The organism is Streptomyces sp. NBC_00019, from assembly GCF_045041015.1.
GTDB lineage: Bacteria > Actinomycetota > Actinomycetes > Streptomycetales > Streptomycetaceae > Streptomyces.
In genome coordinates, this window is sequence record NZ_CP108302.1 from 10,496,364 (window position 1) to 10,521,048 (window position 24,685).

Below are 24,685 nucleotides of genomic sequence, written 5' to 3' on the forward strand. Positions count from 1 at the left end.
CTCAATCGGGCTCGCGCGGCACGCTCCTATCAGGCCACTCCGAAGGGGAGACCCGAGCCGACGGGGCGGCACATCGCCGACAAGCCACCATCGCTGGGGCAGCAAAGAAACGAGCCAGCCCCGCCGGTTCCAGTCACCTTGTCACCACCCGAAGGCCCGTGTCCCAGACTCTGTCATTGACGCGAAGAAACTCGCCGCGGCCTTCAGGATCTCGTTGGCCCGCTTGAGTTCGGCGTTTTCCTTCTTCAACGCCTTGAGCTGGGCGGACTCGTCCGTCGTCGTGCCTGGACGCGCCCCCGCGTCGATCTCGTGCTGCTTCACCCAGTTTCGGAGCGTCTCGCGGGAGCCGATGCCGAGCTTGTCGGCCACCGTCGGCAGAGCGGCCGTTTCGTTCGGGTGATCGTCGCGCACCTCAGCGACCATGCGCACCGCACGACGGCGGAGCTCAAGCGGGTAACGGGAAGGTCGTGCCATGACTCGATCCTTTCATGAAATCGAGTCTCTATCTCGAGCCGGGGCGGTTCAAACTGCATGCACGGTTTGAAGCGGCGGGGACTGGAAACGGAGCATCAGCCACCGCGCCAGTCCCCGACCCTACCAGGGCCTGTTGCGAAAGTGGATCTTGGACTGCAAAGGTCGCCAGCTCCGTAGGCTTCCTCACATGACCGACACGTCTTGCGACTCGAATTGGACGCCGGCGCACCAGGCCGTGGAGGCCAGCGACTACGAGACGCTCACCGTTCTTCTCGCATCCGGAACGGATCCGGACGAAAGGTGCTTCGGGCACACGCTGCTCACCCACGCGCTCGACCTTGAGGGCGACGGCCACTTGCAAACGGGACACCCGTGGAACACGGCGGCGACAGCCATTCTGCTTGCATACGGCGCAGATCCTCAGTTGCCAGCAGACGACGGGGAAACGCCACTGCAGGTTGCCGAACACTACGGCCATGCCATGGCACAAGAACTGCTAAAGCGTTTCCTCCCTCCGCGTGAGGGTCTGTGAAGCGTCATCTCATATGGCTGAGCCCGGCATTGGGGCTGGTTCAGCTACTCCGCGACGCTCGCAATGAACGTGTGGATCTCAGCGGCGAGGTTGCGCATGTCCTCCCCTGCCGCGTGCACCGTCGTGGTCTCTACCCCGTGCTGGGTTCACGCGCTTAAGCTTGGTCCAGCCGGTCCAGCCTCGCTTCGTCAACAGTTCGATCAGCCGACGGGCCGGCGGCAGGGTGTCGAACACATGGGTGTCCAGCAGCTCGGCGAACGGTGACTCGATGCCGGTGTCGTCGACGTAGAACTCGCCCTGGTCGTCGGCCATCTGCGTGATGTAGGTGGCCAGCTTGTCGGCCAGTTCCTCCAGTCGTGGGTCGTCGTCGGTGCGGTCGAGAGCTTTGCTCAGGGTGAGATAGAAGTCGGTGATCTGCGGGTCGGTGATCTGATCTCGCTTGCGTGCCATCCACTCCGGGACTCGCTCGGGTGAGCGCGCGGCCAGCGGGATCCAGCCGTCGCGCTCGACCTGGACGATCCGTTCGTCGACCCCGAGCGCCCGCAGCCGGTCAAGGTACTCGACCACCTCCTGGGGCAGTGCCAGGCTGTCTCCGGCGGCGAGGCGGGCGATCCGCTCGCGGTGCCGCTGCCGCTCCCGGATCTCCGCCCGCAGCCGCTTGTCGATATCGGCGACTGCCGCGGCGAACTCCTCCGCATCGGCCTGCAGCAACTCTCGCACGCGCGCCAGCGGCACCCCGGCCTCGGCCAGGGTCCGGATCTTGACCAACTCGACCACGGCGCCGGCGCCATACCTCCGATAGCCCGAGTGGTCCCGCTCCGGCTCAGGCAGCAGACCCTTGGCGTGATAGTGCCGCACCGCGCGCACCGTCACTCCGGCATACGACGCCAGCTCGCCGATCGTCAGCATCAGACCAGTCTCCTAGTGCGCAGCCCGGGTCCGGTAGAGACGCCGCGACCAGAGGTAGCCGACCAGCCCGATCACCTCACAACAGCCGATGGCCCAGAGCACGTCGGAACCATCGGGCGCCCCGGCCAGCAGACCGCGGAAAGCGTTCATGATCGGCGTGAACGGCTGGTACTCGGCGAACCACCGCAGCCCGGTCGGCATCGACTCCACCGGCACGAATCCGCTGCCCACGAACGGCAGCATGATGAAGATCATCGGCCAGTTACTCGCGGCCTCCGGGGTGGGGCTGGCCAACCCCAGCGCCACGGTGAACCAGGTCATCGCGAACGACAGCAGCGCGAGCAGCCCGGCAAGGCCCAACCACTGCATCGCCGAAGCGGCACTCTCCAGACCGAGCAGGAACGCCACCCCGAAGACCGTGGCGAGGGCCAGCGCAGTCTGGACCATCGCGCCCAGCACATGGCCGGTGAGCACTGACACCTTGGCGATCGGCATGGTCCGGAACCGGTCGATGATTCCGCCTGTCATGTCGGTGGCGACCGAGACCGCGGTGCTGACGGACACGCTCGACACCGCCATCACCAAGATCCCGGGAGTGATGAACGTCAGGTAGGCGCCGCGGTCCCCCGCCGGGGCTCCGGACAGACCGGCACCCATCGTGGCGCCGAAGACGTAGACGAACAGCAGCAGGAACAGCAGCGGCAGGCCGATCAGCATCAGCGTCTGCGACGGGTACCGGGCCATGTGCTTCAGGTTGCGGCGCAGCATGGTCGCCGAATCGCGGACGGCATACGTCGCGCTATTCATGCCGGCACCTCCTCGGGGGACTCGTCGGCGGTGGAGTGGTCGGTCAGAGCCAGGAACACGTCATCCAGGTCGGCGGTGTGCACGGCGAGCCCGGTGACCGCGTTGTCGTCGATCCCGGCCAACAGCCGTCGCAGCGTGGTGAGGCTGCCGTCGTGCGGCAGGGTCAGGGTGAGCGCCGCGGTGTTCGGGGTCGCCTCGGGGAACCGGCGCGCCAACTCGGTCAGCCGTTCGCTGTCGGCGGCCTGGAGCTGGACATGACCGCCGGGGACCAGCCGCTTCAGCTCGGCCGCGGTGCCCTCGGCGACCAGCCGGCCCCCGTCGAGCACACCGATCCGGTTGGCCAGCTGGTCGGCCTCCTCCAGGTACTGGGTGGTGAGGAAGACGGTCACCCCGTCGGCCACCAGCTCCCGCACGATCCCCCACAGGTCACGGCGGCTGCGCGGGTCGAGACCGGTGGTCGGCTCGTCCAGAAAGATCAGCCGCGGCCCGGCCACCAGGGTCATCGCCAGGTCCAGCCGCCGCTTCATACCGCCCGAGTACGTCACCGCGCGCCGGTCGGCGGCATCAGCCAGGTGGAACCGCTCCAGCAGCTGCTCTGCCACGCTCTGCGCATGGCGCCGGTCGAGGTGGCCGAGGTCGGCCATCAGCCGCAGATTCTCCCGCCCGGTCAGTAACTCGTCCACGGCGGAGAACTGCCCGGTCACTCCGATCGACGCACGCACCTGGTCTGCCTCACGGCGTATGTCGTAGCCGGCGACCCGAGCCTCACCCGCATCTGCGGGCAGCAATGTGGACAGGATCCGCACTGTGGTGGTCTTGCCCGCCCCGTTGGGCCCGAGCAGGGCGTAGACGGTGCCTACGGGGACGCTCAGGTCGACTCCGGCGACCACCTCGTGGCCGCCGTACGACTTGCGTAGCCCGGCGACCTCAATCGCACTGGTTCTCGTCGTCATGCCCACCATGCTGAAAGGTTGCCCCTGCGTCAGGGTCAACTGTTGCCGCTACATGACCGCGCACACTCGCGGCGTCGGCGTCGGCGTCGGTCTCTGCCTCACACGGCCGCGGTCGGTTGTCCTACGCCGGAGATGACCGCTGCGACAACCTCGATGCCGAACTGGACGTGCTGTCGATCGACGTCTCCCGCCACCTGATGGAGCACCACCACCGGCTGCTGCGCGAGCTCGGCGCGACCGACGCCGCCCACCTGCGCGGTCTGATTCCCGTCGCTGGACGGCCAGGCCGACCCCGCAGACGCCCCGAGGCCCTGCTCGGCGAGAAGGGCTACGACTGCACCCCTAACCGGGAGCAGCTGCGCAAGTGCCGGATCCTGTCCGGCATCTCCCGCAAGGGCGCCCCGAACATCCAGGGCCTGGGCAAACTCCGTTGGGTGCGGGTCCTTTCGAGGGATAGCTGAGCTGGGAAGATGCTGATTGACGTGTGGGCGGTGTCGTCGTGCTTCTACCGTGGCGAGGTGGAGGTGGGGGCGCCATGGTGTCGTTGCCGGAAGAGCTTCAGGCGCGGGAGGCCGCGGCTCGACAGCGGGTGGAAGAACTCCAGGCTGAGGCTGCGGAGTTGGCCGTCCGCCTGGAGAGGGCCCGGGCAGATCTGTCGCGGTGGGAGATCACGCGGGAGACCGTCGTGCAGGTGCTGGCGGAGTTGTCGGCCGCGGAGGCACCACCGGAGGTGGAGGCGCGCGATGCGTCGGAACCCGAGGGGGCGCCGGCGCCTCACGGGATCGGGGTGATGGCGGTGCCGCCGTGGCGGGAGGGTCTGGTCGCTGGGGTGTTGCCGGATGTGTACCGGGACATCGTGGAGATCGTCGCTGATGCTCCGGGTCCGTTGCAGGCCAAGCAGATCGTGCCGCGGATCGGGCTGGAGGCCACCACGGCGAAGATCGAGGGTACCCGGGGGAAGCTGAAGCGTCTGGTGGAGCGGGGCTGGCTGGACGAGGACACGCCGGGCCGGTTCACCCTGGCCCGCCATGACGGGGACACCGGCCGGGTCAACTCCCGGTGACCAAGGGGCTCTTCTCCGTAGATTCGAAGGTGCCAACCAAACCGAATCGCAAGAAGACCTGAAGAAGAGCCCCAGATGGAACCCTACGATGCCTTATCCGAGCCAGATGGGTATGTGGCCTCCCGTGATGCCTTCGAACGCCTTGTCTCGACGTTGGCCGGCGCCCCGGCGCACAGCCTGGCCCATGACGAACTGGAAGAACTGCTCGAACACCAAGGACGCGAGCTGCTGCGGCAGTTGATGCAGGATCACCTCGATGCGCGGGCGAGGGCGGAAGAAGCCGCGGCCCGCCCCGGCGCGGGACGGCCGGTGGTGCGCGGGCCGGAAGGACAGGCGCGGACCTGGCGGGAGAGCAGCCATCCCCGCTGGCTGACCTGCGTGTTCGGGTCGGTGCGGGTGACCAGGATCGCCTATCGCGGCCGGGGCGTGTCCAACGTGCACCCGGCGGACGAAGCGTTGTCGCTGCCCGCCGGCCGGCACTCGCGCGGCCTGGCCCGCCTCGCGGTCCTGGAAGCCGTGAGAGGCTCGTTCGACCAGGCCCAGCAGGCGGTCGAGCGTCGGTGCGGAAGAGTGCTCGGCAAGCGCCGCCTCAAAGAACTCGTGGTCGCCGCCGCTGTCGACATCGCCGCCTACTACACGGTGAAGATCCCCACTCCGTGCACGCGCGAGATGCCGCTGGTCCTCCAGGTCGACGGCAAAGGCGTGGTGATGCGCCCCGAAGCCCTGCGCGAGGCCACCCGCCGGGCCGCGGCCAGGACCGCGGCGGCCGGACGGCGCGGACGCCTGGCCCCGGGGGAGAAACCCAACCGCAAGCGCATGGCGACGGTGGCCTGCATCTTCGACACCGTCCCGGCCCCGCGCAGGCCGCACGACATCGTGCATCCGCCCGGCGGCCGCAGCCAGAGCCGGCCGGTCAGGCCGGGCCCGAAAGCGGAGCGCAAATGGTGCACCGCCTCCGTGATCCGTCCTCCGGAGCAGGTCATCACAGACGCCTTCGACCAGGCCGAGGCCCGCGACCCGCAGCATCTGCGGGACTGGATCGTGCTCGTCGACGGCGCCCGCCACCAACTCGACCTGATCCAGGACGAAGCCTCCCGCCGCGACATCCGCCTCAACGTCCTCCTCGACTTCGTGCACGTTGCCGAGTACTGCTGGACGGCCGCGCATGCTTTCCATCCACCCGGCAGCCGCGAGGCCGAGACCTGGGCCGCGGACAAACTCACCGCGATCCTCGCCGGACACGCGGAGCGCGCCGCCACCGAGATGACCCTCCAAGCCGCAGCCGAACAGCTTCCCGCCACCCGCCGCGACGCCGTCACCACCTGCCACCGCTACCTCACCGGCCACCTCGACCAGCTCCACTACGACACCGCCCTCACAGCCGGCTGGCCCATCGCCACCGGCGCCGTCGAAGGAGCCTGCCGCCACCTGATCGCCGACCGCCTCGACATCACCGGCGCCCGCTGGGGACTCGACGGCGCCGAAGCCGTCCTCCAACTCCGCGCACTGATCACGAACGGCGACTTCGAGGACTACTGGACCTTCCACACGGCCCGCGAACACCAACGCCTCTACCCCAGCCACGACCAGCAGAAATACCGCCTCACGGCCTGATCCCGACCGTCACTTCAGAGGACCCGCACCCAACTCCGTTAGGTCGTCGAGCAGAGCTTCGCCCTGTTCCACCAGGTCACACGCCTCGCCCTCCGATGGGAACGCCGAACCGAGCTCCACGACGCGTTCGCATCCCTCGCCTGCAGCCTCCTCTGGAGGCGGCTCAAGAAACGCCGATCATGATCCGGTCTTTGTGAGACGTTCTGTGACGAGGCTCCGGCCGCCAGACCTGCCGACGTCGATGATTCCCGGCCCGTGCGGGAGTCTGACTTTCGACAGCAATCGTCTGGAAGGCGGCCTCATGGCTACCCTGCTCGACTTGCTCGAAGCCCACGTCGGTGCCGGTACGTTGCCGGGAGCGGTTGGCCTCGTGGCCCGGGGTGACCAGGTCGAGGTGGTGGCCGTCGGCGTGCAGGACGCCGGCGACGGCACCCCGATGGCGAGGGACTCCATCTTCCGGGTCGCCTCGATCACCAAGTCCGTCACTGCCGCCGCACTGCTGATCCTCGTGGAGGAGGGCAGGGTCGCGCTGGACGACCCGATCGGCATGTGGCTGCCGGAGGTGGCGAAGCCGATGGTCGTGCGCACGCCGGCGAGCCCGGTGGACGACGTTGTGCCGGCCGACCGGCCCCTCACCGTATTCGACGTGCTGGCCTCCCAGGCCGGGTACGGATTCCCCTCCGACTTCACCCTGCCGGCGGTGCAGGAGTTGTTCACGGTGCAAAGGGACGGCCGAGTGCCGAGCAACTTCCCGCCGGCCGACGAGTGGATGGCGGCGCTCGGCAACATCCCGCTGCTGTACCAGCCGGGCGCTGCCTGGCTGTACGACACCTGCTCCGTACTGCAGGGGGTGCTGATCTCACGGGCCACCGGACAGCCGCTGCCTGAGTTCCTGGCGGAGCGGATCTTCAGGCCGCTGGGCATGGTGGACACCGGTTTCGAGGTGCCCGCCGCCAAGCGGGACCGGTTCACCAGTTTCTACAGGCCAGGCGACGACGGCAGCCTGGAGCTCTCCGACGGCCCGGACGGCGAATGGAGCAGCCCGCCCGCGCTACCGCTCGGCAACGGCGGGCTGGCCTCGACCGCCGACGACTGGCTGGCCTTCTGCCGGATGCTGCTGGCCGGTGGGGTGGCGGCCGACGGCCGCCGGGTGCTGTCAGCCGAATCCGTACGCATGATGACCAGCGACCATACGAATCCGGCGCAGCGCGACATCGGCCGGCTGTTCCTGGAGGGCCAAGGCTGGGGCTTCGGCGGCTCGGTCGACATCGAGCGGACCAACCCGTGGAATGTCCCCGGCCGCTACGGCTGGGTCGGCGGCACGGGCACAGCGGCGCACATCATCCCGGCCACGGACACGGTCACCACCCTGCTGACTCAGGTGGCAGCGATGGGTCCGACGCCGGCACCGGTAATGAGGGAGTTCTGGCGGTACGCGACGGACGCCTGACATACGCACGGGCTGTCCGTCTTCTACCAGTTGACGCAGACGCAGTACTACGGGGGTGCCAACTACGATAACGTTGCTCTGTACCGGGGCATCAGCCATGATTTTGCTTGGCCGTCCTTGTCGAAGATGACGAAGGACCACCCGGAGATCGAACTCAAGTACCTGCCGCCCTACCAGCGGAAGCTCCTCGAAGGCATCCTTGCCGAGGGCGATCTTGAGACCGCTCAGAAGCAGATCCAAGCTCTCGGGGTGCAGGCCTCCGCGCGGAAGAAGAGAGCCGAGCAGAAGGCATCCAAGAGCGAGAACGCCTCCGAGACCTCATCCACGCCCGCTCCTGGTCCCACCCTGTCGGAGGAAGAGCAGCAGGTCGTCGCGTTGTGCGGTATCTCCTAGGCGCCCGGAGCGTCGACCGCTCGGGGCCCCTTGTCGCACCCATCGCTGGCGCATCGGGCGCAGGCCGCGGCGCCTTGCCGCCTCCGACAAGGCCGGGCCGTTAACTCCAGCTGCCCAAGGGGGAACTTCCAGTCGATGCGCCCGCGCACGCACGGCCGCCGCTTGGCGGTGTGATAGGCCCTCCACGAACCGCAGCAGCGAGGCGAGCGCCAACTGATGTGGCGGCGAGGCGGGTTGACCTCGCTGCGGGGACAGGTCCACGAAGTCCTTGTCGGCAAAGAGCGGCCCGAGCGCCTCCCGGATCCAGATCGCCGACGAGGTCGACCGCAAGCGAATGCCCCTCGAAATCCAGGCGGTATGCGTGCCCCACGGGATGGGCCGGCTCCGGATGGCGCTCGGCGGTCGGCTCGAGGTGGGAGGTTCCACGACCGGCGGTCGCATCGAGGTCGTGATCCGCGGCTACAACGAGTACAGGCTCGCCGGCGAGCTTGCTGGGCTGGTCGAACGGCTCGAGGTGATTGGCCCTCCGGGTGTGCGAGACCACCTGGCCTCGATCGGCAACGCGCTCGTTGAGCGATACGGCTGAGACCGTCCCACCGTGTCGAAGTGCGGATCTTGGAGGCGTCCTCGCGAAAAGCGGCATCCCGGACGCAGCGGCAGGTCCATCGCCTGGCCCGGGACCTCGCGCCGATCCCGTCTCGGATTGTAGGCACACCCGTTCACCGCCGGCAGATCAAGAGGCGAGCATCTCGCATCTGCCGCGCCCACTACCTACTCCCCAGCTCAAAGGCTCCACCGCACTGGTGACGGGCCGTCCAAAGCGCTCGCCGGGGCCAACTCGAACGCTCAGAGGCCACCATCGATCTCGCGAACAGCTCTGTGGCCCGGTGGTCTGGCATCGGCTTCATCCGGTGGGCTAGGTTGTGCAGCTATGACTACCGGGACGGCATCGCGCCACACACGGATTGGTGACCCGGTGCTCCTCTGAGCGCCGTACGGGCCAGTGAGGGCCCGCTGCTGGATCGAGGAACTTGCACTGCTGCGCGGGCTCCGCCTCCGTCGTGTTGATCACAGGCTGGACACGTCAACCACGACAGGAGCATTCATGCCCATCAAGATGCTGCAGATTCCCACCGCGGACGGCCATGCCGACGCGTTCGCTGCCCTTCCCGATGGTGGAGGGCGGCACCCAGGGGTGCTGATGTACCCGGACGGTTTCGGGATTCGGCCCGTGCTGCGGGAGATGGCCCGCGAGCTGGCCGGGCACGGGTACTACGTGCTCGTCCCCAACCTCCTCTACCGGCACGGCCCGGCACCGGTGATCGAACTTCCCGAGCACATCGGAGAAGAGGTCCGGCCCGCGGTCTTCGCTCAGCTGATGCCCATGATCGAGGCGCACACCACACAACGTGTCCTGAGCGACGCTGACGCCTATCTCAAGTTCCTTACCGCTCAGCCCGAGGTCAGCGACGGACCGGTCGCAGTGACCGGCTACTGCATCGGCGGCCTCGTGGCGACGCGCACCGCCGCGGCCCACCCCGGCCAGGTAGTCGCCCTCGCCGCATTCCACGGCCCAGTGGGAGTCGACGGACCCGACAGCCTCTCCAAGCTCGCAGCCGAGGTCCACTTCGGTCACGCCGAGAGCGACTTGACGCCCGAGGCCCTCGGCGAGCTCAACAAGGCCTTGGACGCGGCGGGTATCGGCTACACCTCCGAGATCTACCCTGGCACCGTCCACGGCTTCACCATGTCCGACACCGATGCCTTCAACCCCGCCGCACTGCAGCTTCACTGGGACGGCCTGTTGCCCCTTCTCGGCCGCACCCTGACCAAGAGCTGAGCTGGATCTTTAAACTCGTGCAGTCGTAGGCGTCTCGTACTCGTTCGTTCGGACGGGGAAATGCCCGCATGTCAGGGCGGCCTTCGCCTGATCCTGTGTTCCGGATCAAGAAACACGTGGGACCGGCGCGAAGGCCGTGGACATGAGTGTGCTGCAACTGGACGTCAGGCGGCATGCGTTCGCCTGGGCGTCGCACTTCCGGGAAGTCTGTACGCATGCCTGACCGCACGGGGCGATGTACTCTTCGAGCTGGCGGACGCGCTGTTGCGCGCGGACGGGCCGGTGACCTCGCCGGTGGACCTGACGCTCGTGGCCGAGCACCGGCGCTGGCACGGCGCGATGTACGACGCGCTGAACCGCGGCCCCACCGACACCGCTCGGCTTGGGCGGCTGCTGGCCGCACTGGCGCAACCGAAGGCAGCCGGCGGACGGCTGGTGACGGCTGTGGACGTGACCAACTGGCTGCGTCCCGATGCCCCGTGGGTCAGAAACGGGACACTGAGACTGAGAAAGGGACAGGCGGAAACGAGGACCTCTGGTCAGTAGACGTACCACTGCTGGGAAGCACCGCCGGTGCACCTGGTGAGATTGACGTGGCGGATGTCGTTGATGTCCTTTGGCTGCTCGCCAAGACAGGTCTTGGTGACGTTGTTCCTCAGCGCGAAACTCGCGCCGGTGAACTCCACATTCCACAGGGCTGCCGGGTCGCTGGACGAACACGGCTTCATCGGAATCTTTCGTGGATACCCCCGGCTTCAGCCGGGGGAGGAAACGAAACTCCTGCGGCGCAGGGCACAGAGGTGGGATACGCCGCCAGGGCGGATCGCAGTGCCCTGACCGGTACGTTTGATCGCTGCCTGCGGTCTGGCTAGGTTGTGGGCGTGGCCGTGCACCCTGTGAAGCGGGCATTCAAGTACCGCTTCTATCCGAGCGATGCGCAGGCGGCGGAGCTGTCGCGGACCTTCGGTTGCGTCCGCAAGGTCTACAACCTGGCGCTCGCCGCCCGTAGTGAGGCGTGGACACGGCAGGAGCGGGTCAACTACAACGCCACCTCCGGGATGCTGACGGCGTGGAAGAAGACCGAGGAGCTGGCGTTCCTCAACGAGGTGTCCTCGGTGCCGCTGCAGCAGACGTTGCGCCACCTGCAGAGCGCGTTCACCCATTTCTTCGCCAAGCGCGCGAAGTACCCGCGCTTCAAGTCGCGCAAGAGGTCGCGGAAGTCGGCGGAATACACCACCAGCGGGTTCCGCTTCCGCGGCGGCGCCCTGACACTGGCGAAGATGGCGGACTCGCTGGACATCGTGTGGTCCCGGCCGCTGCCCGAGGGGGCGAAGCCGTCCACGGTGACCGTGTCCGCCGGGGCGGCCGGACGCTGGTTCGTCTCGATCCTGTGCGAAGACCCGATTGTGAAGCCGCCTCCCGCCACGGATGCGGTGGTCGGTATCGATGTCGGTCTGGACCACCTGCTGACCCTGTCCACGGGGGGAGAAGGTCGCCAACCCCCGGCATGAGCGCCGTGACCGGGCCCGGCTGGCCAGGGCGCAGCGGGAGCTGTCCCGCAAGGCCAAGGGTTCGGCGAACCGGGACAAGGCCCGCCGTCGCGTCGCCAGGATCCATGTGCGGATCGCCGACCGGCGCCGGGACCTGCTCCACCAGCTGACGACTCGGCTCGTGCGTGAAAATCAAACGCTCGTGATCGAGGACCTGACCGTGCGCACCATGGTCAAGAACCACACGCTCGCCCGGGCTATTGCGGACGCGGGCTGGCGTGAATTCCGCTGCCTGCTGGAGTACAAGGCCGCCTGGTACGGGCGGGAAGTGATCGCGGTGGACCGCTACTTCCCTTCCACCAGGCTGTGCTCCGGCTGCGGCAGCGTGCGGGAGAGGATGCCGCTCAGCGTCCGTGCCTGGACGTGCGGGACCTGCGGGATGGCCCATGACCGGGACGTGAACGCGGCGAACAACCTTCTGGCCGCCGGGCTGGCGGCGACGGTCTGTGGAGGCGGTGTTAGACCTCAACGGAGTTCTCCGGGCGGGCAGTCGGCGGTGAAGCAGAAAACCCCACGGCGCGAGCCGTAGGAATCCTCCTCGCTCACCAGGAGGAGGAAGTCAACAACGTGATCCCCCTCGGCTTGTTCCGGCGGGGCAAGGTGCCACGCCGGAACAGTAAACAGGGGAGACCAGGGGCTCGAAAGGCCGCAGCCACGCGGCCCTGACCGCTGCAACTGGCGCTGCGGCGCTCATCATCTGGGCGTCCCTGCCTCGCGTGGAGGAGGATCCCTTCAGCTCGCCGCGGACCTTTCTGTGCCAAGGGCCCGCCGCGCTGGTCGTGTCCGTGTCAGACGGCGGCGATGCCTTCCATTCCGGACTCGTCGAAGGCGGGCAGGCCCTCGGCCGTCGTGACCTTGGTGAGGGCGCCGTTGGCTTCGACGCGGAAGCCGTCGACGGTGCCGGAGACGGCGTTCTGGACGTAGACGAATTTCTCGTCCTCGGTCACGGCGAGGTCGATCACGCCCTGCGAGTTGGCTGAGGGCGGGGTGGCGATACCCACCTCGTTGGTCAGGGCCAGTTTGCCTCGCTTATCCATGCGGTAGCCGGTGACGGTGGAGTTGCCGGTGTTGCCGCCGTAGAAGTAGTTGCCCGCGCGCTCCAGCCAGCACAGGACCTCCTGGCCGCTGGGCAGGGGCTGTTGGAGGACTTTCAGTGTGCCGTCGTGCTTCACCTTGTACGTGGTGACCGTGGATTTCTCGGCTTCGGCGACCAGCATCCGCTTCCCGGTGCTGTCGAAGCTGATCGCGAACGGGACGCCGCCGGCTGACTTGTTGACGACGGGTTCGGCGACGGCCGGGAGGCCGTTCGGCTGCATCGGGAAGACTTCGACGGTGTTGTTGCCCTTGGTGGTGACGATCAGATTGCGGCCGTCCGGGGCGAATTCGACCTCTCCTGGCGAGGTGTCGAAGCGCGGTGTGTCCTCGTTGTCCAGGCCCAGGGAACGGTGGGCCCCCTGCAGGGGCTTGAGCCCCTTGCTGGTGATCCTGAAGCCCTGGATGCTGCCCTCGCCGCCCGCGTTCATGACGTACGCGACTTTGCTGTGCACCGCGATACTGGCCGGGAACTTGCCGCCGGAGTGCACGACGCGTCGGTCCTTGAGCTGTTGCCCTTCGACGCGGAAGGAGGTCACCGTTGCGCTGCCCGCGTTGACGGCCAGCAGCATGCCTGAAGCGTCGTCGTAGACGAGTGAGCCCTGGGAGGCGAGCGAGTCAGTGGGTGCGTCGACCTGGTCACCGCCCTGGCCGCCGGTCGCGAAGGTCCCCGAGGGACTTAGCTTGCCGTTGTCGCCCCGCGCGAACACGTGGATGGTGTTGCCGTCCAACTCGTTGCCCTGGACGAAGACGGCGTGGTCGGCCCCGGCCGAGCTCCCGGAGTACTGGCTCGCCGAGGCCAGGGACACGGCCACCGTGGCGGCCCCGGCGATGGCCAGGGCCCCGCCGCCGATCACGATGCGCCGTGTCCTGGACTTCACACGATGACCGCCATGTATGTCGGCGGACCGGCTCGTGCGACGGTGGGCTTTGCGGCTGCTGTGCATGTGTCTCGTCCCTGTGTGTCGGCGTGATGCGGTCCACGGCTGCGGACGGCACCAGAGTGAGCCGTGGGAACGGTGTGCCGATCTGAAACAGCGGTCGCGTCAGACTCTCGTAAGAGACTCTGGCTGCGCAGTGACAGGGCTTCGCCGCGTCCGGCAGGCCACGAAGCCAGCGAGTGCCGTGGGGCTCTTGGCAGGGCGCGGACGCGGAGGCAAGAGTCTTACGGAACCCTTACGCGGCCGTATCGGATGACCTCACGGGCCTACGCTCGCAGGCGTGTTGACCATCCGAAGCATCGCCCTTGTCACTGCCGCCCCCCTTGTGCTGGCTGCGGCGGGCATCGCGCATCCGCACGGGCTGTCCAGGCCGACGGCCTCGGACTGGACACAGCTGCACATCGCACTGTTGCCGGTCTTTCCGCTGCTCACGATCGGTCTCCTGGTCCCTTTGTGGCATCGGCCCCGAATCGGCCTCACGGGCTTCGCCACCGTGGTGGCCTGGGCGTGCGCCTTCGTCTACGCGGCCTTCTACACCGGCCTCGACGCGGTCGCCGGCATCGCTGCCGGAACCGCGGTCGAGCACGCCGGCGAGACAGCGAGCCTCGGGCCGGTCAAGCGCCCGCTCTACGACATGGGCGAGGCGCTCGGGCAGGCCGGCGCGTATGCCCTCATCGGTGCTATCGCGGCCACGGCAGTCGCGCTGCTCCCCAAGCACGGCGCCCGAATACTTCCCGGCACGATGGTGCTCCTCGCGGCCGGCTGGTCCTTCGTCGACAGCCACATCTTCTGGCCACGCGGCGTATGGACCATGCTCGGCTTCGCCCTGGGCTTCGCGCTGCTCCACTGGGGGGCCGGAAGCAGCGCCCCTACCGGCGGGGCCGGCATGCTTCCCCGCCACCAAACGGGCGATCACGGGACTGGAGGATGACCTGCCCGCCGAATCCGATACACGTCGCACCGCTGTCCGCTGTCATACCGAACAGGTGCTGGACATCTACCGATCAGGCATGGGGAGGGTGACGCGAGCGTCGGCCCGGTCAGCCTTCGACTGGCTCTGCCCCGTCAGGTGGGGGCGCCTAGGAGGGTGAGACGGGCGGGAGGTAGGGCTCGGCGGGTGTGTCCGGTGCCGGGTCCAGAAGACGAAGGGAACCTGCCCAGCGGGTACATAGCTCCGGGTCCCACCGCGAGCTGTCACACCGCCGTCCCGCGCCGTGCCGGGCTGCTGCTGAGGCCGCCCCGAGCACCTGGCTGCACCGGAAGATCGAACTTGACGCCCACTCAAAGCTGTTCGAAAACGGCTGGAGAAGTGGCCCGCCACCAGCGGTCAACGAAATGCTGATCGTCGGCGAGCAGACGTAGGAGGCATGAGGACCTGGGATCTTGCGTGTTGGGGAACTGGACAGCCCTCACGCCAGAACCAGGTCCCGTTGCCATGCCGCGAACGCCCCTCCCTGGTGTCGCCCCGCACGCCGGCCCAGGCCGCATCCTGGTTTTCCGGTCCCGGGAACCGTTCTGACTCCTGACTCACGGCAGATGCCCTGCTCGCCGCCCGTCCCTGTAATCAACTCCGTTTGCTTCATTGACATTTCCCTCGGAAGTCCTAGCGTTGGGAGCGCTCCCATAACAGCCTTGCAACTGGAAGGAGTCCCCCCACATGCGCAAAAAGAGTCCGTTAACCGCGCGTTCGCGGCCGTCCCCCCGCCGGCCTCTCCAGGCGCTCGTCATGCTGTTCGCCGTGGTTGTCGGCGCACTTACCTGGTCGGCCCCCGCCCAGGCTCACGGCACCATCGTCGACCCCGCCTCCCGCGCGTACCAGTGCTGGAAGACGTGGGGCAGCAACCACACGAACCCGGCCATGCAGACCGAAGACCCCATGTGCTGGCAGGCCTTCCAGGCCAACGCCGACACCATGTGGAACTGGATGAGCGCGCTCCGCGACGGCCTCGGTGGCCAGTTCCAGGCGCGGACCCCTGACGGGACGCTCTGCAGCAACAACCTCTCGAGGAACGCCAGCCTGGACAAGCCCGGGCAGTGGAAGACCACCAGCGTCGGCAGCAACTTCTCGGTCCACCTGTACGACCAGGCGTCCCACGGTGCCGACTACTTCAAGGTCTACGTGAGCAAGCAGGGCTTCAACCCTCAGACCCAGGCCCTGGGCTGGAGCAACCTCGACTTCATCACGCAGACCGGCCGCTTCGCCCCGGCGCAGGACATCACGTTCCCTGTCCAGACCTCCGGGTACACCGGACACCACATCCTGTTTGTGATCTGGCAGGCCTCGCACCTCGACCAGGCCTACATGTGGTGCAGCGACGTGAACTTCGGCTGAGCCGGAGAGCACCGCACACGGCACCGGCCTCTGCCGGGCGCCGGTAACCCGCCGCCCGGCCGACCGAGCTCCGTCGGGGCAGGGGACCCATTTGGTCATCCTGCCCCGACGGGGCTTCCTGCGCTCCTAGTTGTTGCGGGTCAGGACGTTGGTGACGGCGCATAGTGGTGGGCAAGTTTGGTGGCGAGGTCGGGGAGGTGAGCCCTGGCTTCGGTGGGGCCGTGCACAGTGATGGCGTTCCCGAACGGCAGTAGTGCTCGCACGTTCTCCAGACGCAGGAAGCGGATTGTTACCTTGCGGCCGGTGGCGGATTCTTCATGGTTGTTCCGGACGAGTCGTAGGCCAGATCCGTTGCGCTCGCTCGATCTGGTCGATGGCCCGCAGGCGACTCGCCCTGGCGGGACGGGATGGCGGGCTCCGGCTCCCGAATCGGGCTGTCTCAGTGGGTCGCCTGTTCAGTCCGACGTGCGGTTGGCTCTCGCCGCTCCTACCGTGGATGAGTAAAAGGTTGGCGCGGGAGGGGGCCCCGTGGCTAAGGGATATGGCGTGTGTCGGCTCCGAACACCACCGGAAGGCGGCATTGGCATGGCCATGCAGTCAGACACTCCCGTTCTCGACACGCTCGTCGCCATGACGGTCGACTCGATCGAGCGCTGCGGCCTGGACGAGAAAACATTCATTCTCACCCGCCTGGCCGCGCTCGCAGCCATGGACGCCCCGGCAATCTCCTACCTCGCGCATGTCGACCCTGCCATCAAGGCCGACCTGACCCCCGAGCAACTGCAGGACGTACTCATTGCCATCGCCCCAGTCGTCGGCACAGCACGCGTCATGTCGGCCGCGACTCACATCACCGAGGCGCTCGGCATCACCATCGCGCTGGCCGAGGCCGAGGCCGAGGCAATGGCCGAGACGGAAGCCCAGACCCGGAGCAAGTCCTGACCTGCTCCCTTGACCTGTCTCGGGCGGGTACCCGTCCTCGACGCACAACGGGTACCGGCAGCAAAATACGGCGACCGCACTGACCGTAAGCGGACTGCACGAACCATCACTCGATACCTCCGATACAAGAAACGGGGGAGCCGAAATGTGCCGCTGGATCGCCTACTCGGGTACGCCCGTCCTTCTCAGCCAAGTCCTGTTCGAGCCGGAGCACTCCTTGATTGACCAGAGCCTGCACTCCCGTATGGGGGTGGAGACGACCAACGGCGATGGTTTCGGTGTCGGCTGGTACGCGCAGGAGACGGACACTCCGGCGGTGCTGCGGGATGTCGGTCCGGCCTGGAGCAACCGCAATCTGTCGGAGGTCGCCCACCACGTTCGCTCGGGTCTGTTCTTCGCGCACGTCAGGGCCTCGACCGGGACTGCCGTGCAGCAGACCAACTGCCACCCCTTCCGGAACGGCCGCTGGATGTGGATGCACAACGGCGCGATCAGCGGGTTCGACCGGCTCCGGCGCGATCTCGCTCTGGCCGTCGATCCGGCCCTGTATCCCGAAATCGAGGGTTCCACCGACTCCGAGCTGATGTTCTTCCTGGCCCTCACATTCGGCCTGGCGGAGAAGCCTCCCGATGCCGTGGCGCGTATGGCCGCCCTGGTCGAGAAGGTGGGGCACGCGCACGGCATCCGCTACCCGCTGCAGATGACCCTCGCGGTGGCCGACGGGGAACGTGTATGGGCCTTCCGCTACTCCAGCGAGGGCCGCTCGCGGTCGTTGTACTTCAGCACCAAGGTGGACACCCTGCGTGCGCTCCACCCTGATGCCGCGTTCCTGCGGGACATCTCCGACGACACTCGCCTGGTCGTCTCCGAACCGCTGGGCGCCCTCCCCGGCGCCTGGAACGAGGTGCCGGAGAGCAGTTTCGGCATCATTCAGCCAGGTGGAGACATGCTCCATACGTTCCGGCCCTCCCTCCAAGGCGAATCGGCCCGGAGCTGACCAGCAAGACGGTGCACGGGCCATCGGCCCGCTGTGCCGCGCGCCGAGGCAGCAGGACTGGGAGGCTGGAAGGGAGCGCTGCCCGTGCCGTGACCCTGGCGGAAGGGGTGATGAGCTCCATGGCCGAGACCCACGACAACGCTCAAGGACCGACCGCTGCGGCCGTTCAGTGCGCCGATCCCCTGGGAAACCCGCTCCTGCGCACCCGGTTCGCCCTCCCCGCGAGGTCCGCAACCTTCCTTCGGCGCCAGCGGCTGGTCCAGCACCTCGACCAGGCTCTGCGGACTCCGCTGACACTGGTCAACGGTGCGGCCGGGGCCGGCAAAACCCTGCTGGCCGCCGACTGGGCTGCCGGACTGCGGCCGCCGGTCGCCTGGCTCACCGTCGAAGTGGGGGACCGGCGTCCCGGGGTCTTCTGGGCATACGTTCTTCAGGCACTGCGCGCCTGCGGTGCACCGGCATCCGACGCGGTCGGGACCCCCGCGGACGCGACCGGGGTGGACCAAAAGCTGCTGGCAGCCCTCGCCGCCGAGCTGAACGATCGCAGCCGGCCCGTGGTCCTCGTGCTCGACGAATACGACCGCGTGACCGCCCCGGAGGTTGCGGAGCAGCTGGAGTTCGTACTGCACCACGCGGGAGGCGGCCTGCACCTCGTCCTTGTCACCCGCACCGAACCACTGCTTCCGCTGCACCGTTACCGCGCGGCCGGCGAGCTGACGGAGATCCGCGGCGCCGAGCTGGCCTTCACCGCCGAGGAGGCCGTCGCACTGCTGGAGCTGCACGGTCTGAGCCTTCCGGTCCACGCCGCGGGCGCCCTGGTGGACCGCCTCCGGGGCTGGGCCGCCGGCTTGCGCCTGTCCGCTCTGGCCGCTCGAGAGAGCGCCGACCCGGAGCTCTACCTGAAGGAGTTCGAAGCGGACCGCAGTACGGTCGCGGATTTCCTGCTGGCCGAGGTTCTCAAGAGACAGCCCGACGAGACACAGGACCTTCTGATGCGGGTGAGCGTCCTGGAGCGTTTCTGCCCCGACCTGGCCAACGCGCTGACCCTGCGTGCCGATGCCGAGCTCATCCTCGCCGGGCTGCATCGCGACAACGCTTTCGTCGAACACCTCGGGCACGCGTGGTACCAGCTTCACCCGCTGTTCGGGGAGATACTCCGGGCCCACCTGCGGGTGCGGCTGCCCGGGCTGGAGCCGGAACTGCACCGGCGGGGCGCACGATGGCTGCGCCGACACGGCTTCCTGACGGAGACACTCGCCCACGGCGCCGCCGCGGGAGACTGGGATTTCGCCGCCGGTGCGCTCATCGACGACCTGGCGATCGGACAGTTCTTCACCGGCCTGCGCTCGGATGACCTGACCCAGTTGTTCTCCCTCATGGGGCCCGAGGCCAGGAGTCCAGCGACGGACCTCGTACGCGCGGCGCACGACCTGTCCGGGCGTGACCTCGACCGCGGTCTGACCCGCCTGCGCCACGCCGAGGAGCACCTGGCCGACGACCCGGGCAGCCTCGCGGCCGCCCGGCTGAGCTGCGCACTGCTGGAGGCTTTGGCGGCCCGGTTTGCCGGGTGTCCTCCGCAGGCCGAGAAGGCCGCCGCAGCGGCCGACGAGCTGCGGCGGGAAGTCCCCGGGCACCTCCTGGACAAGCATCCCGAACTCCACGCCCTGCTGCTGACCCATCTGGGCTCGGCGCGCCTGTGGGCCGGGCGTTTCGAGGACGCGCGCGCTGCCCTGACCGTCGTGGCCGGTACTGACGACGGAGCCTCCACGGTGCTGCCCCGGGAAGAGTCGATGGGGCACCTGGCCCTGCTCGACTACCTGAACGGCTGGCTCGGCCGGGCGGAACGCAAGGCCCTGGCAGCGATGGCCGAGGCGGAACGGGTCGGCCTGCCCCAGCCGTCCGGCTCCGGCATCGAACGGCTGGTCCTGGCCGCCGTGGCCGTCGACCGCCATGAATTGGACCGGGCCCAGGCCTTCCTCGACGAGGTGGACCTCCCCCCGGGAGCGCGCGATCCAGTGCTGACGGCGGGACAGGCCCTCGCCACAGCTCGTCTGCTGCTGGCCAGGGGCAAGGTACGAGCCGCCGTCGAGGCGGCGGACCCGGCCGTCTCCACGGCCGTGGCATCACCTTGGGCGGCAAGCCATGAAGCACTCGTCGTCTCCGCCGCCCACCTGGCCGAAGGGCGGCCGGACGAAGCCACCGAGGCACTCCAGCGCGTGTCCGGCGACCAGCCGGCGTGCGCCGTGGAGGCCGCGGGGATCCAGCTCGCCGCAGGGCGTACGGGGGCGGCCGTCGACCTGCTCGACAGCGTCCGCACCCAGGGCGGGACAGGTCCTGCGGTGACTGTGAGGGCAGCGCTGGTGAGGGCTCAGGCCGCGGAGTGGGCGGGAGACACCGCCACCGCCCGCAGAGTCCTGGCCCAGGCGCTCCTCGACGCCCGGCGCGAGCGGCTGAGGCGTCCTTTCCTCGATGCCGGACCGTGGATCCGGCCCCTCCTGGCGACAGCCTCACTGCACGAGCTGGCAGCGGGCTGGCTCACGCCCGGTCCGTCCCCCGCGCGAAGGGGCGGGCGGTCCGGCGCGGAATCGCCGCCTTCGCCGCTCGTCGCGGTGGAGCTGAGCGGGCGCGAGCGTGACGTCCTGGAGCGGCTGGCCGGGATGATGTCGACGGAGGAGATCGCCGCCGATCTGTACGTGTCGGTGAACACGGTGAAGACCCACCTCAAGAGCGTGTTCAGGAAGCTGGCGGTGAACCGGCGAGGCGACGCGGTGCGCCGCGCACGCGACCTGCGCCTCCTGTGATCGTTTGCCGGACCGTGGATCGGCAGGACGTTCGTCCGGCGCGGAAGACCGTTCAGGGAACGGGCGGCAGCGTCGGCTCGGTCCAGATCGTTTTGCCCGGAGCCGTGTACCGCGTGCCCCACGCCTCGGCGAGCCGGGCGGCGATGAACAGGCCGCGTCCACCCTCCTCCGCTGCGCCGGCGTTCCGCAGGTGGGGGGGGCGGCCGAGCCGGCGTCGCGTACCTCGCAGGTCAGGGTGCGGTCATGGATCAGGTGGAGCTCGATAGAAGTGCCTCGACATCGGCATCGACCATGCGGTAGACCTTGCAGGCCGGGCGCCCCGCCAGCTCGTCCGCGGCCACACCTTGCATGGCGGGAGTTCCGGTGTTGACCCGTACCACCCGCAACGCGGTGCCTAGCAGGTGCAGCCCGATCGGTGACTGCTCGGACAACGCGTCCAGCATCGCAAGGGCTGTCTCGCCCGCCAGTCGGCCGGCAGCGTCGTGTGCCGTGAAGATCACCTCCCGATACCGTCCGCATTCGCTCCGGCGCACCGCCGCCGCGCACCCGGATGTCCTTCCGAGGCGTCCCCGGACGGCCTGCGCGGCAGCGAGGGCACGTTCTCGCTGTGCAGCTTCCTCCACGTGGACGCGCTGGCCCGGGCGGGGCGGCTCGGACCGGCCCGGTACGCCTTCGACAAGATGCTCACGTACGCCAATCACGGCGGTCTGTTCGCGGAGGCAGTAGGTCCCACGGGAGAGCAATTCGGCAACTTCCCGCAGGCTTTCACCCACCTCGCGCTGATCACGGCCGCTCTCTCCCTCGACGAGCGGATGGACGCCGGCCGCTGAAGCATCACCTGGGACGGGTATGTGGGCCGGGCACCACCCGTACGAGCCTCTCCGGGGATCCGGTCCTTCCCCCGTCCTGGGTGAGGCGCGCGGCGGGTGACATCGGATGCGATGGATGGGGCGGCAACGCCTGACCTGCTCGTTGCGCGGCGACTGCGCCGGCACTCCGGTCCTACTTGGCGAGGTGGACAGCGTGAAGCACTGGCGGGCTCTGATCGTCCTCGGTACGGCCCAGTTCCTGATGGTTCTGGACACCTCCGTCATGAACGTGTCCATCAGCCAGCTGGTCGAGGACTTTGACACAGAGGTCACCGCCATCCAGGCCGTCATCACCCTGTACGCGCTGGTCATGGCCGCGTTCATGATCATCGGTGGCAGGTTCGGGGACATCCTGGGGCGCCGCCGCATGTTCCTTGTGGGGCTGGCCGTCTACGGTGTGGGGTCGGCTCTGACCGCCGTGGCGCCCACGCTGTGGGTCCTTACGCTGGGCTGGTCGGTCATCGAGGGGCTCGGGGCCGCCATGGTGCTGCCGGCCATGGCCGCCCTCGTCGCGGAGTCGTACCGCGGGCGGGACCGGGCCATCGCCTACGCGGTCATCGGCGGGCTCGCCGGCGCCGGGATCGCGGTCGGTCCGCTGCTGGGCGGCTGGGTGACGACGTATCTCACCTGGCGGCTGGTGTTTGCCGGCGAGGTCGTGGTCGTCGTGGCCGTTCTGCTGTGCCGCCGGGTGATCGCGGCTTCCGCCCCGACCGGCCCGCGCCCCCGGCTCGACTGGGTCGGGGCGGTGCTCTCCGCGTCCGGGCTGGGACTGGGGGTGCTCGGGGTCCTGCAGAGCAGCACCTGGGGATGGGTGCAGCCGCGCAACCCGCCCTTCACCGTCCTCGGTTTCGCCCCGACGCTGTTCGTCGTCGGCCTGGGGGTGGCCGTCCTGGCCCTCTTCAGGTGGTGGGAGCAGCGGCGGGAACTGCACGGGGCCGACCCCCTCGTGCATCTTGCCCTGCTGGGCAGGCCCGTGCTGCGGTCCGGGCTGATGACGCTGCTGAGCCAGAACCTCATCCTGCTGGGGCTGTTCTTCACGATCCCGCTGTACTTGCAGGTGGTGCAGGGGTTCGACGCCTTCGAGACGGGGCTGCGTCTGCTCCCGGTGTCCGCCACCATGCTGGTGACCTCCCTGTCCGCGTCCTCGCTGGGCCGGGTGTGGGGGGCGCGCCGGGTGGTCCGGCTGGCCCTGGCGACCCTGACGGCGGCCATCGTGTGGCTGCTGGCCACCATCGACCCGGTCATCGACGACGGGCAGTTCGCCGGAGCGATGGCCCTGCTGGGCGTGGGCGTGGGCCTGCTCGCCTCACAACTGGGCAACGTCGTCCAGTCCGGTGTCGGCGAGGAGGAACGCAGTGAGGCGGGAGGGCTCCAGTTCACGGCACAGAATCTGGGTTCCGCGCTGGGCACCGCGCTCATCGGGTCGATCCTGATCGGTGCGCTGGCCCACGCCTTCACCTCGCAGGTGACGGACGATCCGCGGCTGTCCGAACAGACCCGTGAGGAGGTCGGTGTGGCTCTTGAGGCCGGGGTCACCTTCGTCCCCACCGATCAGGTGCGCTCGGCGGCCGAGCGTGCCGGCCTGCCGCCGTCTCAGGTCGACGCCGTCGCGGACTCCTACGCCTCCGCGCAGCTGGACGGCCTGAAGGCGGCGGTCCTGGCCACCGGTGGCATCGCTCTCGCGAGCTTCCTGGTCACGCCGCACCTGCCGACCGCCCGGGGAAGCCGTCAGCGCCGGCCGGATACCGATGTTCCGGCCGGTGCGGCCGGAGAGACGCGCTGAGTCCGGAGGGAGTCACCGGTGCCCAGGATGAGAGCCACGACCGGCCCCGCCCGGCGGGAGCACCGCGTCGAGCGCCGGGCCCGCGCGGACTACACGGGCGGCGTCTATGGATCCATGCTCGCGGCTTCCGTGGTGGTCGGCGCCGGTTCCCTGGGCTCGTTCCCCCGCGCCGAGGTGGTGTTGTTGCTGCTGCTCACCGGCGTGGTGTTCTGGATCGGGCACGTGCATGCCCAGCTGTTCGGGGCGCGCCTGGCGCAACAGGCTCTGGACCGCCGGGTGGTATGGAACGTGTGCTGGGAGGAGTGGCCGATCGTCAAGGCGGCCATCCCGCCGGCCGCCGCGGTGCTTGCCGGTCCGCTCTTCGGCCTGGACGTGCGAGGGTCCCTCTGGCTGGCTCTCTGTGTCGCTGTGGCGGGCCAGGTGGGCTGGTCCGTGGCCGCGGCACGCCGCGCCGGTGCTTCGCCACGGCTCATGGCCGTCACCGCATCGGTCAACCTGCTGCTCGGCCTGCTGATCATTTCCTTCAAGATCTTTCTGAAGCATTGAGGCCCGGCGTCCGGTCGCCGGAAGACGTCACCTGTACCGGGTGAGGCCCGAAGGAGCACGAAGAAGGACGATCGTAGGGAAGGGGCGCCGTCCGCCTGTTCGAGGCAGTCCAGGAAGGACCGTTCGTGCGCTACGAGATCCGAGTCGAGGGACACCTGTCGGAAACGATGGCCAAGGCGTTTCCGGAGCTTGGCTATGTGGTGATGTCCGGCCAGACCATCCTGTTCGGGCCCGTCGTGGACGAAGCGCACCTGTACGGACTGCTGGCCCGCTGCCAGTCACTGGGACTGCGGGTATTGGAGATGCGCAACCTGCCGGAGTGACGGGGCAGGGGCGCCGTGCTCAGAGCCGCTCCGCCCTGATCCGGCCGACGTGGGCGGCTTTCAGCGCCGTGAAGTCACGCTCGTCCTGGTCGGCGTAGGACTGGGCGAACCCGCCCAGGAGCAGCGCCGACGCGCCAGCCGTACGGTGCTCGTCCGGAGGCAGCAGGTAATAGGCGGTGACCAGGCCGACCGCGATGAAAACGGCGCGGGCGACGGCGACGACCGCCGCCTGCCGGCGAGGGCGGAGCCGCCGACGCGGCCGGCCCGGCCCGGGCGCGGTCCGTCCGGGCTGTGCTCGGGTCGTTCATCTTGTGTCCCTCGTTCCGGCCGGCCGGAAGGTGTCGGCCGGGCGACGGGGACCTCCGCCTCACCGCCGTGGCGGCGTCGATGGCTCACCCGTGGTGGGTGAGCCGGTCACCGAGCGGCAGGCGTGACCCTGAAGCGGTCAGGCGCTCGCACACGGCCCTCCCCCCG

At 68.6% G+C, this 24,685-nt stretch carries 20 protein-coding genes and 8 pseudogenes; 19 read left to right on the plus strand and 9 right to left on the minus strand.

The window, feature by feature from the left end:
• Nucleotides 1-186: 186 nt before the first annotated feature.
• Nucleotides 187-474, minus strand: a pseudogene (locus tag OHU89_RS48685) (transposase); the annotation flags it as partial.
• A 187-nt stretch (nt 475-661) separates the two neighbouring features.
• Here OHU89_RS48685 and OHU89_RS48690 point away from each other — a divergent pair.
• On the plus strand, nt 662-1,006 hold the full coding sequence (locus OHU89_RS48690) for an ankyrin repeat domain-containing protein (RefSeq protein WP_405652867.1): 345 nt from the start codon (nt 662-664) through the stop codon (nt 1,004-1,006).
• Between the two features lie 78 nt (nt 1,007-1,084).
• On the opposite strand, the gene OHU89_RS48695 is transcribed toward OHU89_RS48690, so the two are convergent.
• From OHU89_RS48695 to OHU89_RS48705, 3 genes are read right to left on the minus strand one after another with little or no spacing between them, the layout of a single operon-like run.
• Nucleotides 1,085-1,915, minus strand: coding sequence for a MerR family transcriptional regulator (locus OHU89_RS48695; protein WP_405652870.1), 831 nt, complete (start codon nt 1,913-1,915; stop codon nt 1,085-1,087).
• 12 nt (nt 1,916-1,927) lie between these two features.
• Nucleotides 1,928-2,722, minus strand: coding sequence for an ABC transporter permease (locus OHU89_RS48700; protein ID WP_405652872.1), 795 nt, complete (start codon nt 2,720-2,722; stop codon nt 1,928-1,930).
• Nucleotides 2,719-3,675 (minus strand): ATP-binding cassette domain-containing protein, encoded by a 957-nt coding sequence (locus OHU89_RS48705; RefSeq protein ID WP_405652873.1) that lies wholly within the window; start codon nt 3,673-3,675, stop codon nt 2,719-2,721. The genes OHU89_RS48700 and OHU89_RS48705 overlap by 4 nt, the downstream gene beginning before the upstream one ends.
• Before the next feature lie 116 nt (nt 3,676-3,791).
• Here OHU89_RS48705 and OHU89_RS48710 point away from each other — a divergent pair, with 116 nt between their 5' ends.
• From OHU89_RS48710 to OHU89_RS48730, 5 genes and pseudogenes are all read left to right on the plus strand, one after another.
• Nucleotides 3,792-4,136 (plus strand): hypothetical protein, encoded by a 345-nt coding sequence (locus OHU89_RS48710; RefSeq protein WP_405655129.1) that lies wholly within the window; start codon nt 3,792-3,794, stop codon nt 4,134-4,136.
• A 74-nt stretch (nt 4,137-4,210) separates the two neighbouring features.
• Nucleotides 4,211-4,738, plus strand: coding sequence for a hypothetical protein (locus tag OHU89_RS48715; protein WP_405652876.1), 528 nt, complete (start codon nt 4,211-4,213; stop codon nt 4,736-4,738).
• 75 nt (nt 4,739-4,813) lie between these two features.
• Complete coding sequence (locus OHU89_RS48720) at nt 4,814-6,352, plus strand: ISKra4 family transposase (protein ID WP_405652878.1); 1,539 nt, start codon at nt 4,814-4,816, stop codon at nt 6,350-6,352.
• Between the two features lie 301 nt (nt 6,353-6,653).
• Nucleotides 6,654-7,802, plus strand: a complete 1,149-nt coding sequence (locus tag OHU89_RS48725) for a serine hydrolase domain-containing protein (RefSeq protein WP_405652880.1) — start codon at nt 6,654-6,656, stop codon at nt 7,800-7,802.
• Between the two features lie 9 nt (nt 7,803-7,811).
• Nucleotides 7,812-8,195 (plus strand): annotated as a pseudogene (locus tag OHU89_RS48730) (protein phosphatase); the annotation flags it as partial.
• A gap of 98 nt (nt 8,196-8,293) precedes the next feature.
• Here OHU89_RS48730 and OHU89_RS48735 read toward each other — a convergent pair.
• Nucleotides 8,294-8,498, minus strand: a pseudogene (locus OHU89_RS48735) (IS5/IS1182 family transposase); the annotation flags it as partial.
• Nucleotide 8,499: 1 nt separating this feature from the next.
• On the opposite strand from OHU89_RS48735, the pseudogene OHU89_RS48740 reads away from it, so the two are divergent.
• The 3 genes and pseudogenes from OHU89_RS48740 to OHU89_RS48750 form a co-directional block, all read left to right on the plus strand.
• A pseudogene (locus OHU89_RS48740) lies at nt 8,500-8,781 on the plus strand (WYL domain-containing protein); the annotation flags it as partial.
• 519 nt (nt 8,782-9,300) lie between these two features.
• On the plus strand, nt 9,301-10,035 hold the full coding sequence (locus tag OHU89_RS48745; protein ID WP_405652882.1) for a dienelactone hydrolase family protein: 735 nt from the start codon (nt 9,301-9,303) through the stop codon (nt 10,033-10,035).
• A gap of 142 nt (nt 10,036-10,177) precedes the next feature.
• Nucleotides 10,178-10,515, plus strand: a pseudogene (locus OHU89_RS48750) (transposase); the annotation flags it as partial.
• Nucleotides 10,516-10,574: 59 nt separating this feature from the next.
• Here OHU89_RS48750 and OHU89_RS48755 read toward each other — a convergent pair.
• The gene (locus tag OHU89_RS48755) at nt 10,575-10,763 is read right to left on the minus strand and encodes a hypothetical protein (protein ID WP_405652884.1); all 189 of its coding nucleotides are present in this window, start codon (nt 10,761-10,763) and stop codon (nt 10,575-10,577) included.
• Nucleotides 10,764-10,916: 153 nt separating this feature from the next.
• Between OHU89_RS48755 and OHU89_RS48760 the strand changes: the two are divergent.
• Nucleotides 10,917-12,114: pseudogene (locus tag OHU89_RS48760) on the plus strand (RNA-guided endonuclease InsQ/TnpB family protein).
• Nucleotides 12,115-12,373: 259 nt separating this feature from the next.
• Here OHU89_RS48760 and OHU89_RS48765 read toward each other — a convergent pair.
• The gene (locus tag OHU89_RS48765) at nt 12,374-13,558 is read right to left on the minus strand and encodes a lactonase family protein (protein WP_405652886.1); all 1,185 of its coding nucleotides are present in this window, start codon (nt 13,556-13,558) and stop codon (nt 12,374-12,376) included.
• 340 nt (nt 13,559-13,898) lie between these two features.
• Here OHU89_RS48765 and OHU89_RS48770 point away from each other — a divergent pair, with 340 nt between their 5' ends.
• From OHU89_RS48770 to OHU89_RS48790, 5 genes are all read left to right on the plus strand, one after another.
• Nucleotides 13,899-14,549, plus strand: a complete 651-nt coding sequence (locus OHU89_RS48770; protein ID WP_405652888.1) for a hypothetical protein — start codon at nt 13,899-13,901, stop codon at nt 14,547-14,549.
• Nucleotides 14,550-15,344: 795 nt separating this feature from the next.
• Complete coding sequence (locus tag OHU89_RS48775; RefSeq protein WP_405652891.1) at nt 15,345-15,950, plus strand: lytic polysaccharide monooxygenase; 606 nt, start codon at nt 15,345-15,347, stop codon at nt 15,948-15,950.
• 585 nt (nt 15,951-16,535) lie between these two features.
• Entirely contained in the window at nt 16,536-16,892 is a 357-nt protein-coding gene (locus OHU89_RS48780; RefSeq protein WP_266898602.1) for a carboxymuconolactone decarboxylase family protein, read from the plus strand.
• Nucleotides 16,893-17,037: 145 nt separating this feature from the next.
• Nucleotides 17,038-17,889, plus strand: coding sequence for a class II glutamine amidotransferase (locus tag OHU89_RS48785; protein ID WP_405652894.1), 852 nt, complete (start codon nt 17,038-17,040; stop codon nt 17,887-17,889).
• Between the two features lie 119 nt (nt 17,890-18,008).
• Nucleotides 18,009-20,690 (plus strand): LuxR C-terminal-related transcriptional regulator, encoded by a 2,682-nt coding sequence (locus OHU89_RS48790; RefSeq protein WP_405652896.1) that lies wholly within the window; start codon nt 18,009-18,011, stop codon nt 20,688-20,690.
• Nucleotides 20,691-20,742: 52 nt separating this feature from the next.
• On the opposite strand, the pseudogene OHU89_RS48795 reads toward OHU89_RS48790, so the two are convergent.
• Both OHU89_RS48795 and OHU89_RS48800 read right to left on the minus strand, forming a co-directional pair.
• Nucleotides 20,743-20,951, minus strand: a pseudogene (locus OHU89_RS48795) (ATP-binding protein); the annotation flags it as partial.
• Nucleotides 20,939-21,190, minus strand: a complete 252-nt coding sequence (locus OHU89_RS48800) for a hypothetical protein (RefSeq protein WP_405655131.1) — start codon at nt 21,188-21,190, stop codon at nt 20,939-20,941. The pseudogene OHU89_RS48795 and the gene OHU89_RS48800, both read right to left, overlap by 13 nt.
• A gap of 63 nt (nt 21,191-21,253) precedes the next feature.
• Between OHU89_RS48800 and OHU89_RS48805 the strand changes: the two are divergent.
• From OHU89_RS48805 to OHU89_RS48820, 4 genes and pseudogenes are all read left to right on the plus strand, one after another.
• A pseudogene (locus tag OHU89_RS48805) lies at nt 21,254-21,520 on the plus strand (glycoside hydrolase family 15 protein); the annotation flags it as partial.
• Nucleotides 21,521-21,713: 193 nt separating this feature from the next.
• A complete protein-coding gene (locus OHU89_RS48810; RefSeq protein WP_405652898.1) occupies nt 21,714-23,342 on the plus strand; it encodes an MFS transporter in 1,629 nt (542 codons plus the stop codon).
• Between the two features lie 27 nt (nt 23,343-23,369).
• Nucleotides 23,370-23,888, plus strand: coding sequence for a hypothetical protein (locus tag OHU89_RS48815; protein WP_405655010.1), 519 nt, complete (start codon nt 23,370-23,372; stop codon nt 23,886-23,888).
• A 125-nt stretch (nt 23,889-24,013) separates the two neighbouring features.
• Nucleotides 24,014-24,211, plus strand: a complete 198-nt coding sequence (locus tag OHU89_RS48820) for a hypothetical protein (protein WP_405652899.1) — start codon at nt 24,014-24,016, stop codon at nt 24,209-24,211.
• Nucleotides 24,212-24,685: the final 474 nt, after the last annotated feature.